The organism is Burkholderia sp. RF4-BP95 (assembly GCF_001521985.1).
In the GTDB taxonomy this organism is placed as follows: Bacteria; Pseudomonadota; Gammaproteobacteria; order Burkholderiales; family Burkholderiaceae; genus Burkholderia; species Burkholderia diffusa.
Map to the genome: position 1 here is coordinate 231,394 of NZ_LOSX01000092.1, position 11,905 is coordinate 243,298.

At 67.1% G+C, this 11,905-nt stretch carries 13 protein-coding genes; 1 reads left to right on the forward strand and 12 read right to left on the reverse strand.

Annotated elements, in window-relative coordinates; translation table 11 throughout:
* Positions 1-38: 38 nt before the first annotated feature.
* From WS46_RS32395 to WS46_RS32450, 12 genes are all read right to left on the reverse strand, one after another.
* Positions 39-449: an ACT domain-containing protein gene (locus WS46_RS32395; RefSeq protein ID WP_059693509.1), complete on the reverse strand. Its 411-nt coding sequence runs from the start codon at positions 447-449 to the stop codon at positions 39-41.
* Positions 450-622: 173 nt separating this feature from the next.
* The gene (locus tag WS46_RS32400; RefSeq protein ID WP_059529590.1) at positions 623-1,135 is read right to left on the reverse strand and encodes an ureidoglycolate lyase; all 513 of its coding nucleotides are present in this window, start codon (positions 1,133-1,135) and stop codon (positions 623-625) included.
* The gene (gene alc, locus WS46_RS32405; protein WP_059693511.1) at positions 1,132-2,145 is read right to left on the reverse strand and encodes an allantoicase; all 1,014 of its coding nucleotides are present in this window, start codon (positions 2,143-2,145) and stop codon (positions 1,132-1,134) included. The genes WS46_RS32400 and alc overlap by 4 nt, the downstream gene beginning before the upstream one ends.
* A gap of 61 nt (positions 2,146-2,206) precedes the next feature.
* Positions 2,207-2,728: a 2-oxo-4-hydroxy-4-carboxy-5-ureidoimidazoline decarboxylase gene (uraD, locus tag WS46_RS32410; RefSeq protein WP_059693513.1), complete on the reverse strand. Its 522-nt coding sequence runs from the start codon at positions 2,726-2,728 to the stop codon at positions 2,207-2,209.
* Positions 2,725-3,678 carry an allantoinase PuuE gene (gene puuE, locus WS46_RS32415; protein WP_059529581.1) on the reverse strand — a complete coding sequence of 318 codons (954 nt, stop codon included), beginning with the start codon at positions 3,676-3,678 and terminating at the stop codon, positions 2,725-2,727. Before puuE ends, uraD begins: the two co-directional genes overlap by 4 nt.
* 150 nt (positions 3,679-3,828) lie before the next feature.
* Positions 3,829-4,665: an aspartate/glutamate racemase family protein gene (locus tag WS46_RS32420; RefSeq protein ID WP_059529578.1), complete on the reverse strand. Its 837-nt coding sequence runs from the start codon at positions 4,663-4,665 to the stop codon at positions 3,829-3,831.
* Between the two features lie 10 nt (positions 4,666-4,675).
* A complete protein-coding gene (locus WS46_RS32425; RefSeq protein WP_059529575.1) occupies positions 4,676-6,160 on the reverse strand; it encodes an NCS1 family nucleobase:cation symporter-1 in 1,485 nt (494 codons plus the stop codon).
* A 149-nt stretch (positions 6,161-6,309) separates the two neighbouring features.
* Positions 6,310-7,014, reverse strand: coding sequence for a GntR family transcriptional regulator (locus tag WS46_RS32430; protein ID WP_059599950.1), 705 nt, complete (start codon positions 7,012-7,014; stop codon positions 6,310-6,312).
* Positions 7,015-7,323: 309 nt separating this feature from the next.
* Positions 7,324-8,262, reverse strand: a complete 939-nt coding sequence (gene ldcA / locus WS46_RS32435) for a muramoyltetrapeptide carboxypeptidase (protein ID WP_059529569.1) — start codon at positions 8,260-8,262, stop codon at positions 7,324-7,326.
* 105 nt (positions 8,263-8,367) lie between these two features.
* Positions 8,368-8,949 carry a tRNA adenosine(34) deaminase TadA gene (gene tadA, locus WS46_RS32440; protein WP_059693514.1) on the reverse strand — a complete coding sequence of 194 codons (582 nt, stop codon included), beginning with the start codon at positions 8,947-8,949 and terminating at the stop codon, positions 8,368-8,370.
* Complete coding sequence (locus tag WS46_RS32445; protein ID WP_009694817.1) at positions 8,946-9,347, reverse strand: DnaJ family domain-containing protein; 402 nt, start codon at positions 9,345-9,347, stop codon at positions 8,946-8,948. Before WS46_RS32445 ends, tadA begins: the two co-directional genes overlap by 4 nt.
* 273 nt (positions 9,348-9,620) lie before the next feature.
* Complete coding sequence (locus WS46_RS32450; RefSeq protein ID WP_059693516.1) at positions 9,621-10,838, reverse strand: MFS transporter; 1,218 nt, start codon at positions 10,836-10,838, stop codon at positions 9,621-9,623.
* A gap of 308 nt (positions 10,839-11,146) precedes the next feature.
* Here WS46_RS32450 and WS46_RS32455 point away from each other — a divergent pair, with 308 nt between their 5' ends.
* Entirely contained in the window at positions 11,147-11,902 is a 756-nt protein-coding gene (locus tag WS46_RS32455) for a GntR family transcriptional regulator (protein ID WP_059693518.1), read from the forward strand.
* Positions 11,903-11,905 lie beyond the last annotated feature (3 nt).

Below are 11,905 nucleotides of genomic sequence, written 5' to 3' on the forward strand. Positions count from 1 at the left end.
CGGGCCCGTTTTTTTGCCCGCGCGGAACGTGTCTCCCGCTAGCCCCGCATCGCGTCGCGCTGCAGCGCGACGAGCGCATCGAGCGCGCCCGGGCCGTCGTCGAACGGCACGAAGATGTGATCGTGATACGCGGCGGCCATCACGTTGCAGCTGATGCCGGCCGCGCCGAGGGCGCTCGCGAACGCGGCCGTCAGGCCGACCGCCGCGAGGTCCGAATGCACCGTCAGCGTGATCCACGCGGCGCGGAACAGCACCGGCCAGCCGCGACGTGCGGCCGTTTCCTCGTCGACGACGACGGTCATGCCTTCCGTTTCGCGGAACGTTGCAATCGCTTCGGATAACGATATGTCGGCATCGGCCGGCAGTGCGACGAACGCGAACGCACCGCGATGCAGTTCGGGCTGCATCGTGCGCAACAGGATCGCGAGGTCGTTTTCAGGTTGGCTCATCGTGGTACGGCCCGGGAACCGGGCGTCGTGCGGTGGCGATGCGGGCACGATAGCACGCGATCGACGCCTTCGACGTAGGGGCAACGTCATGGGCCTGTGCGCGCGGCGAGCATAAAAAAACCCGCGCAGATCGCGCGGGTCTCTTCGATGAAACGGTACTGCCGAAATACGGCTCAGGCCGTCAGTGCATCCAGCGCGTCCTCGGTGAGCCACAGCGATTCCTGCAGGTCCTGCTCGTTCAGATTCAGGCCGTCGCCGCCGCGATCGACGACGATGAAGTCGCTGACGCCGCCGAGCGCGATCAGCGGGTGATGCCACACGCCCTTCGCATAGTTCACGCCCTGCCACCCGCTCGTCACGAACGCGCGGATCTTCGACGGATCGAGATCGCCCGCCGGCGCGACGACGACGAGATACGGCTGGTCGTTCAGCGGCACGAACGCCTGGCTGCCGAGCGGATGGCGCTCGAGCATCTTCACCTCGAACGGCAGCGTGCGTGGCTGGCCGCGGAACAGGTTGACGAGCGTGCGGCCGTCTTCGTCGGTCACGTCGACCTTCGCGAGATCGTGAAAGCGGATCGTCGTGCCGAGGTTGATCGGAATCTGCTTCGCGCCGTCCGTTTCGATCACGTCGCCGAACGGCGCGAACGCGTCCTTGGTCAGCGGTTCGATTGCGAGCGTCTTCATTTGTCGAGCGTCCCCCACAGACGCAGGCGCGACACGCCGCCGTCCGGAATGATGTTCAGGCGCACGTGGGTCACCGGGCCCAGCGATGCGATCTCGTGCTCGAAGTAATGCTGCTTGTCCATCTGCAGCTTCTGTTCGCCGAGCAGCACCGGCCAGAACATCGACTGCGTGATCAGCGAGCTGTCGGTGCCGCCCGACACGTACGCGGCCTGGATCGAGCAGCGGTCCGGGTAGTTGCCCTTGAAGAACGCGGTATCGACTTCGATCTTGCGAATCACGCCGGGCTGCGCGAGCGCGATGATCGCCCAGTCGTTGCCCGGTTCGCGGCGGCGCCGGGTTTCCCAGCCATCGCCCATGTTCACGCCGCGGCCCGGCAGCAGCAGGTTCGACGCGACGCCGAAATGCTGGTTGTTCGCGGCCACCACGTAGCCGCCGTTTTCCATCGCCGCAAGGTCGAACTGCTCGGTCGCGCTCGCGCCGGCCCAGTCGAGCTGCGGCTGGCCATACACGCGCAGGCGCGCGATGCCGCCGTCCGGATAGATGTTCACGCGCAGATGCGTGAACGCACGCGCGTCGCGCGCTTCGACATAGTGATGGCTGTTGCCCTGCAGCGTCGTCGACGGCACGATCTCGACCCATTCCGTCGCATGCGTCGGTGCGCCGTCGGCCACGTATGCCGCCTCGATCGATGCAGCCGGCGGGAAGTTGCCGGTGAAGTGGCTCGTGTCGATGTCGAAGCCCTTGATCACGCCCGGCCGCGCGAGCTTGACGATGCACCAGTCATAGCCCGTCGTACGCTTGCGGCGCGTCTCCCAGCCGTCCATCCACTTGCCGTGGTCGTCGTACTTGCCGGGGATGAACACCGCCGGCTCGGGGTTCAACATTCGGTCCTTCGGCGCGAAGAAATCGTCGCTGGCCTCGAGCGCCTGCGCACCGAGGCGCGGGTCGGCGAGGTTCACGTAGCGCCGCGTGAAGTCGGGGGCGTCGGGATCGAGAAGCGGAACAGCCATGATGTTTCCTTGTTTCAGTGATGCGATCGGCCGCCGCGACGCAGCAGGCCGTCGTGAGGTGTCAGGCGTCGATCAGGTCGTCGAGGCGAAAGCGCGCGATCCGATAGATCTGGTCGAGGCTCGCGCGCAGTTCCTCGGTGCGCGAATGATTCACGCGCGACTCGAAGTTCGCGATGATGCCGTGCCGGTCGTAGCCGCGCACCGCGAGGATGAACGGGAAGCCGAACTTCTCGCGATACGTGCGGTTCAGCGTCAGCAACTTGTCGAACTCTTCCTGCGTGCACTGGTCGAGACCTGCGCCGCTCTGCTCGCGCGTCGACTCGGCCGTCAGCTCGCCGCGCACGGCGGCCTTGCCGGCCAGCTCCGGGTGAGCGTTGATCAATGCGAGCTGGCGCGCTTCGCCGCCCGTCTCCACCGCGTTCGACATCGTCTCGTGCAGCGCGTCGATGCTCGCGAACGGCCGCTCGCCCGCAGCGACCTCGGCCACCCACGGCGAATGTTCGAAGATCCCCGACAGCGCCGCGACGAATGCGCTCGGCGCCATCGTGTTCAGTTGCTCCAACGTGTAACGCATCGCCTTCATGCTTTCCCTTCGTTTCGATGATTGGGCTGATACGGATGATGTTCACGCCAATGACGCGCGATATCGACACGGCGCGTCACCCATACGCGATCGTGCTTCTCGATGTGATCGAGGAAACGCTGCAGCCCGCGGAAACGCCCCGGCCGGCCGAGCAGACGGCAGTGCATGCCGATCGACAGCATTTTCGGCGCGTCGTCGCCCTCCGCGTACAGCACGTCGAACGCGTCGCGCAGGTAGTCGAAGAAATGATCGCCGGTGTTGAAGCCCTGCGGCGTCGCGAAGCGCATGTCGTTCGTATCGAGCGTGTACGGGACGATCAGCTGCGGCGACGTCCCGCCGCCCGACACCTCGACGTCCATCCAGAACGGCAGGTCGTCGCCGTAGTTGTCGGAGTCGTACAGGAAGCCGCCGTATTCCGCGACGAGACGGTGCGTGTTCGGGCTGTCGCGGCCGGTGTACCAGCCGAGCGGACGCTCGCCCGTCACGCGCTCGATCGCTTCCATTCCGAGGCGCATGTGCTCGGCCTCGAGCTCGGGCGTCATGCTCTGATAGTGGATCCAGCGCCAGCCGTGGCACGCGATCTCGTGGCCCAGTTCGACGAATGCGCGTGCGAGTTCCGGATGACGCTCGATCGCCATGCCCACGCCGAACACCGTCAGCGGCAGCCCGCGCTTCTCGAATTCGCGCAGGATGCGCCACACGCCGGCACGCGACCCGTATTCGTAGATCGATTCCATGCTCATGTGGCGGTCCGGATACGCGGCCGCGCCGACGATTTCGGACAGGAACTGCTCGGAGCCCGGGTCGCCGTGCAGCACGCAGTTCTCGCCGCCCTCCTCGTAGTTCAGCACGAATTGCACGGCGACGCGGGCACGCCCGGGCCAGTTCGCCTGCACGGGATGGCGGCCGTAGCCGATCAGGTCGCGAGGATAGTTGGGATCGAGTGACATGGGTTCGAAGTGCGGCGAAAGCTTGCTGAAGTAATGGGTTCGCATCGACCCGCGCGGGTGCCGGAGGCCGGCCGCACGGGCCGATGCGATGACGGCCCAGTGTAGCGAAAACGTTCATACGCGCCCATACAGCGGCGCAGATAGTGCATGTCAGACGGCGTGTATGTGCGGTTGCGGCAAATTCGGGACCGGTTCCGACGCGGCGCTCCCGCTTCGCGCCGTGGCGGCGGCCGACGCGGGCGCGGGCGCGTCCTCCGGCGGGCTGAAACGCGCGAATTCGCCGTCGTAGCGCTTCGGTAGCGGCCGTGCATAGTCGCCGCGCTTCGCGGTCGCGAGGCGCAGCGCGACGAGCGCCTCGGCCCACTTGACGGCCGCCGTGACGCCTTCCACGACCGGCGCGCCGATCTGCTGCTCGATCTCGTGCGCGAATTCGGCCATCCCCGCGCAGCCGAGGACGATCGCGTCGGCGCCGTCCTCGTCGAGCGCGCGCCGGCATTCGTCGACGATGATCCGCCGCGCGGCCGAACCGGGCCGGTCGAGTTCGAGCACCGCGACGTCGGTTGCCCGCACGTTGCGGCAGAACCGCTTCATCCCGTAGCGCTCGGCGAGATGCCACGCCATCCCGCAGGTGCGCGCGAGGGTCGTGACGACCGAGAAGCCCGGCGCGAGCACGCTCGCCGCATGCATCGCCGCCTCGGCGATCCCGATCACCGGCCCGCGCGCGAGTTCGCGCGCCGCATAAAGGCCCGGGTCGCCGAAACACGCGATCACGTACGCGTCGCAGCCGTCGCGCTCGCCCTGCGCGACCTCGGCCAGAAGCCCGGGCGTCGCGAGCGCCTCGTCGTAATAGCCTTCGATCGACGGCGGCCCCATCGGCGGGCTCACCGCGACGATCTCGGTGCCTGCCGCCGCGATTTCACGCGCGCAGCGGCCCATCGCATCGGTCATCCGCTGCGTCGTGTTCGGATTGATCAGCTTGATCTTCATCGCGCGCTCCTCAGGCCTTCGTACGCACGAGCAGCCGGTAGAACACGAAGCCGAGCCCCGCGCCGATGAACCACGAGAAGTTCGCGGCGGCCTGCCAGCCCGGCACCATCACGCAGATGACGGCGATCACCGCGGCCGGCAGCAGCGCGGCGAGCGCGCGGCGGTTCACGCCGCCCGTGTACCAGTAGGTGCCGCGCTCCGACATCGTGTACAGGTCGTCGCGCACGAGCCGGCCGCGCTTGACGAGGTAGAAGTCGGCGATCAGCACGCCGTACAGCGGGCCGATGAACGCGCCGAGCACGTCGAGCGTGTAGTGGATCACGGCCGGGTTGTTGAACAGGTTCCACGGCGTGATGAAGATCGACGCGACGGCCGCGAGCATCCCGCCCGCGCGCCAGCTGATCAGCCGCGGCGCGACGTTCGAGAAGTCGAACGCGGGCGACACGAAGTTCGCGACGATGTTGATGCCGATCGTCGCGATCGTGAACGTCAGCGCGCCGAGGATCACGGCGGTCGGATGGTCGATGCGGCCGACCGTCTCGACGGGATCGGTGATGAGTTCACCGAACACCGGAAGCGTCGCGGCGGTGGTGATCACCGTGACGAGCGAGAACGCGAGGAAGTTGACCGGCAGCCCCCAGAAGTTGCCGCGCTTCACGTCGCCGAACGAGCGGCAGTAGCGCGAGAAGTCGCCGAAATTGAGCATCGGCCCGGAGAAGTAAGACACGACGAGCGACACGGCCGTGATCATCACCGGAATCACTTCCGCGCCGTGATACTTGACGCCGCCGAGGTTGATGCCGATGTTGCGCCAGCCCGCGCGCCACACCATGTAGCCGGCCAGGATGAACATCACGACGTAGACGGCCGGGCCCGCGAAGTCGATGAATTTCTTGATCGTCTCCATCCCGTTCCAGAACACCAGCGCCTGCAGCACCCACAGCAGCATGAAGCCGGCCCAGCCGACCGCCGACAAGCCGAGGAAGCCATAGCGATGGACGTCCGCGTACGGCAGCCATTGCGGAAAGAACTTCAGCACGACGATCACGAGCGCGCTGGATGCGAGATAGGTCTGGATGCCGTACCACGCGATCGCGATCAGCCCGCGGATCACGGCCGGCACGTTCGCGCCGAGCACGCCGAACGTCGCGCGGCATGCGACCGGATACGGCACGCCGATCTGCTGGCTCGGCCGCGCGATCAGGTTGCACAACCGGTTCACGATCGTGATGCCGACGATCAGCGCGATCAGCACCTGCCAGCTCGTCAGCCCGAGCGCGAACAGGCTGCCCGCGAACACGTAGCCGCCGACGCTGTGCACGTCCGACATCCAGAACGCGAAGATGTTGTAGGCGCCCCACGTCTGATTCTTAAGGGGTGCCAAATCTTCGTTGTACAAACGTTGACTGTAACCGTCCGGCAACACGGGCCCGCCGCCCTCGCCGCCTTCTTCCGCCGGATACGCGCTGTCGTGCGCCACACTGAACTGAGCCATGACTTCTCCTTGACGCGGCCAACCAGCCGCTCCACCGTCATCGATATCGCTCCGGATCATCGCCCGGAGTCGGACTGGCGGCCGGCGGTGCAAACCGCCGGCCTGCATTGCTCTCGTCGTGTGGCGCGCGGCCGGATTCGCGTCGCCGTTCAGGCGCCGCCGAACACTTCGCGCAAATCGACCTGCCCTTGCGCGGGCCGGTCCAGCATCTTCAGTTCGACATGCTGCAGGTGGTGCGCCATCAGCGTCACCGCCCGCTTCGAATCGCCCGCCTCCAGCGCGGTCAGGATCTCGTCATGGTCGTCGCACGAGCACGGGCTGCGCCCGTGCGATTCATACAGCGCCGACATCAACGTCGAGCGTGCGACGAGCCCGTCGAGGCACTCGCAGAGCGTCGCATTGCCCGTCAGCGCCGCGAGCGCCGTGTGGAATTCGCCCGACAGGCGGATCCACGCCGCGAAATCGTGCCGCTCGAACGCCTTGCGTTCCTTGTCGATCAGCGCCGCAACGCCCTTCAGGCGCTTCGCGCCCGGCCCCGTCGCGAGCCGCTCGACGACGGCCAGCTCGATGATCCGGCGCATCTCGAACACCTCGTGCACGTCCTGCAGCGTCGGACTCGCGACGAACGCACCGCGATTCGGCTCGAGATCGACCAGCTTGTCGGCCGCGAGCTGCGAGAGCGCCTGCCGGATCGTGCCGCGCTTCACCCCGAACACGTCGCAAAGCTGCGCCTCCGTCAGCTTCGCGCCGGGCGCGAGCCGATGCTCGAGGATCGCCGTGCGGATCCGCTCGGCGATCGCTTCGGGACCGGCAGCGCCGGACGGATGGGTATCGGAGTCGTTCATGTTCTGCATCGCGTGATGGTCCTCATCCTAGGACGGACATAAAGATTGTCAACAATTCTTTTCCCGGAATGCGCACAATCTGCGTGCATTCCCCTGTATCAGAGCGGTGCGCGGCACACCAAATCCAGGCATGACAAGCCTCTGCTGCTTTTCCATCGCGGCTCACGGTGTATACCCTTCCGGTCATTTTGTTGACAAAACTGGTGCACGCGCTGCCGCCAACCCGATCGACGGCGACAAAAAATTTATGACCGTTAGTTGCGCGTTTACTTAAAGAAAAAGGCGGGAAGCCCCGCCTTTCGATCGTCCCTGCCCGGCTCAGCCGAGATGCGGATAGTCCGACAGCGTGAGCCGGAAACCGTGCGCATTCGCGACGAGCTGCGCCTGCGCACCGAACGGCAACGTCAGCAGGTCGGGAACGTGGCCGAACTGCAAACCCGTGACGACCGGAATGCCGACCACGGAGCGCACCTGGTCGATCATCGCCTGCATGTCGTAGCCGTTGTCGTACTCGAACGGCCGCGCACCCGTGAACTGGCCGAGCACGAGCGCCTGCTGGCGCGCGAGCACGCCCGACAGGTGCAACTGGTAGATCATCCGTTCGATCCGGAACGGCTGCTCGTTGACGTCCTCGACGAACAGGATGCCGCCCTCGATGTCGGGCATGTAAGGCGTGCCGACGAGCGAGGTGAGGATCGCCAGGTTGCCGCCCCACAGCGTGCCCGTCACGTTCACGGTCTGCACCTGCGGCGCCTCGGCGATGATTGTCGTGGTCGGCTGCGACAACGTCCGCCAGAAGTGCTGCATCGTGAAATCGCTCGGCGTTTCCGCGCCGAAATCGGCCGACAGCATCGGGCCGCCGAACGTCTTGATGCGCGCCTTCGCGTACAGCGCGAGCTGGATCGCGGTGAAGTCGCTGTGGCCGACGAGCGCGATCGGCTGGTCGCGCAGGCGGCGCTCGAGCCCGCGATAGTCGAGCCCGTGCAGGATGCGTGCGGCGCCGTAGCCGCCGCGCACCGCGAGTGCGATGTCCGGCAGCGCGCGCTCCGGATCCGCGAGGCGGTTCAGGTCGCCGGCCCGCTCGCCGTCGGTGCCGCCGAATCGCTGGAAGCGGCGTTGCGTCGCCTCGATGTTCTCGATGCGATGTTGCGAGCCGCTCAGGCGCTCGAGCGCGCGGTTGATCGCATCGGGGTCGTGCGGGTAGCCGGACGGCGCCAGCAGGCGGATGGTGTAGGACGCAGCGGGCTGGAGGGACATGGCGAAAGGTATCGGGATCGTCAAACCTGCTTAGAGGGTCCGAACCGTCTCCGGTTCACGGAACCGTGCTGCCCGCCCCGCTCCGGGCGACGGGCGCGGCAGGGGTTACGGCGCGCCGGATTCGGCGTCGCGTGCGAGCCGCGCCTCACGCAGCGCGCGACGGCGCTCCGCGAAGAACGACTTCAGCGCGGCGCCGCACTCGTCGGCGAGCACGCCGCCGGTCACGTCGGTATGGTGGTTGAGCTGAGGATTCGCGAACGCGTCGATCACGCTGCCGCACGCGCCCGTCTTCGGATCGGCGGCGCCGTAGACGACTCGCGCGATGCGCGCGTGCATGATCGCGCCCGCGCACATCAGGCACGGCTCGAGCGTCACGTACAGCTCGCAGCCGGGCATCCGGTAATTCTGCAAGTGCTGAGCGGCCATGCGCAACGCGGCCATTTCCGCATGGGCCGACGGGTCGTGCCCGCCGATCGGATGGTTGAAGCCGCGTGCGATCACCTCGTCGCCACTCACGAGCACCGCGCCGACCGGCACTTCGCCGGCCGCGCGCGCCTCTTCGGCGGCGGCCTGCGCGAGCCGCATGAAATGCAGGTCGCGCGCCGATACGGGCACGGCTTCGGGAACGGGAGAATCGGGAGCTGCGGCCGATCCGGCTGCGGCGTCGTGCAGCGCGTCGGCGCTCACATCGGCCCCGCTTCGGCGGACGCGTCGTCGAGCCCGCGCTCGCACAGACGTTCCGCGATGCGCCGGCAATAGTCGCGCGGCATCACCATCGGGCCGCCGCGCAGCGATTCGAGCGCCATGTCGAGGGCGAGGATCTTCGCCTGCAGCCGGCAGCGCGCGGCACGATCGCTGACCGCCTGCAGTTCGTCCTGCAGGTTGCGCAGCGCGCGCAGTTGCTCGACGGCCGGCGGCACGAAGCCCGCATTCTTCAGGATACGGTTGGCCACCCGCACCTCCTCGGGTACGAGCAGGTCGTCATCCAGCGCCTGCGGCGCGCCGGTACCCGGCAAATCGTCGAACTCGCCCCGCGCGGCGGCGGCGGCAATGCGTTGTTCGACCAGTGCGTCAAGCAATCTCATCAGTCAATCGGAACAAATGCGGCAGCCGAATTCTAGCAGGGTGACGTGCGTATGACAGGCCCTTCGAAGGTATGCTCGATATTGTGTTTTTAGGGGCCGAATCGGCTCGCATGCGCGCCGATCGCCACGACTTGCCGCTGTGCTGCGCCGCAGCAGGCTCCGCGCCGATTTGGCGTCGTCCGCGCGGGCGACGTCCGGCCCTGTTTTTTTATTTTCGCCCGGGTCGGTCGGCGTTCGTCATCCCGCAGAAATCGCCGTTTCGCGACTGCCGGGTCATGCGGCGACCACGTGCGACCGCGCCTTCGGAAACGGCCGGAACATCATCGCGACGAGGAACGCGCCGATGCCAATCGCGAACGATCCGAGGTACAGCCAGCCATAGCTGCCCAGCGCATCGACGATCAAACCGCCCGCGACCGGCCCGGCCGCCATCCCGAGGCTGCCGGCCATCGCGCAGCCGCCGATCACGGTGCCCATCATCCGCAGCGGGAAGTTCTCGCGCGCGAGCACCGCATAGAGCGGCATCACGCCCGCATAGATGAAACCGAACAGCATCGCGACCGCGTAGAACCCGTCGAGCGTGCGCACGAAGTAGTAGCCGAGTGCGCCGAGCGCCTGCGCGAGCAGCCCCGCCACCAGCATGCGTTTCGCACCGAGGCGGTCGCCCAGCAGCCCGAACGCGATGCGCCCGCCCATGCCGGCGAGCCCCTCGACGCTGTAGATCGACACCGCGACGATCAACGGAATCCCGCACGTCACCGCGTAGCTGACCGTATGGAAGATAGGGCCGGAATGCGTCGCGCAGCAGAAGAAGTTGGTCAGCAGCAGCACGATGAACTGCGGCGAACGCAGCGCGCCGCCGACCGACAGCGGCGCGGCCCCGGGCCCGCCGGCGGGAGCCGGCTCGGCGTGCGGCCCGTCGAGTGCGGGGGCGCGGCGCACGAGCAGCGACGCCGGAATCATCACGGCGGCCGCGAGCGCGGCGATCAGCAGCATCGACGTGCGCCAGCCGTGGCCCGACACGAGCCACGCCGCCAGCGGCGACATCGTCATCGGCGCCATGCCCATGCCGGCCGACACCAGCGACACCGCGAGACTGCGGTGCGTGTCGAACCAGCCCGTCACGCAGGCCATCATCGGCGCGAACACCGCGGCCGTCGCGCTGCCGACGGCCAGCCCGAAAATCAGCTGGAACGCGAGCAGCGACGGCGCTCGGCTCGCAAGCGCCAGGCTCGCCGACAGCAGCATGGCGCCCGTCACGACCACCGCACGCGTGCCGATCCGGTCCGACAGGCTGCCCCAGCCGATGCTCGCGAAGGCCATCGCGATGAAGCCGATCGTCATCGCGGCGGAAATGCCGGTCATCGACCAGCCGGTGTCGCGTGCGATGGCCCGCAGGAACACGGGCAGCGAAAACATCGCGCCGATCGCGATGCAGCCCATCAGGCCGCCCGCGGCGACGATCACCCAGCGATAGCGGGAATCAGGCATCTGGCACCTCCTTTCGCTCTGTCGGTCAGGCATCGATGCGGAACCGGACTGCGGACGCCGTCGCGAATCCGGTCGACATCGATACGACGAACGACGCGGCGTGAAATCGACATGCGTGGCACATGCGAGCGCGAATCTCCGATTGTCTGCCGATTCGGGCTGCCGACAAGCGGCAGATCCGGACGAAGCTCGGCCACGCAGCCGCCCCCCGCTTTTCCGGAATCGGAAAGTCGAAATCAGAAATCGTTGGTTTGGGCGCGCGAGCGCGGTCACTACACTCGAGTCCTCTTGTCATGACAAGTTGACCGATGACCTCATCCAACGTCGTGCCGCTATCGGCGGCCCCGCTCTACGTGCAGATCAAGGACACGCTGCGCACGCGCATCCTCGACGGCACTTATGCGCCGCACAGCAGGATGCCGTCCGAGCACGAACTCTGCGCGATGTTCGACGTGAGCCGCATCACGGTGCGCCAGGCACTCGGCGACCTGCAGAAGGAAGGCTTGCTGTTCAGGCTGCACGGCAAGGGCACGTTCGTGTCGAAGCCGAAGGCGTTCCAGAACGTGACGTCGCTGCAGGGCTTCGCCGAGGCGATGTCGTCGATGGGCTACGAGATCGTCAACCAGCTGCGCAGCTTTCGCACCGTGAAGGCCGACCGCCATCTCGCGACGAAGCTGAACGTGCCGGAAGGCGCGCCGCTCGTCGAGATCCGCCGCGTGCGGCTGCTGAACCGCGAGCCCGTGTCGCTCGAGCAGACGTGGGTGCCCGCGGCGCTCGGCAAGCGGCTCGCGGGCGCCGATCTCGCAACCCGCGACATCTTCCTGATTCTCGAGAACGACTGCGGCGTGCCGCTCGGTCACGCCGACGTGTCGATCGACGCGATCCTCGCCGACGATGAAATCGTCGATGCGCTGCGCGTCGAGGAAAGCAGCCCCGTGCTGCGGATCGAGCGCCTGACGCACGACGCGTCCGGTGCGCCAATCGACTACGAACACCTGTACTTCCGCGGCGACGCGTTCCAGTACCGGCTGCGCATCGACCGGCAGAAAACGCACCAACCCTGAAGG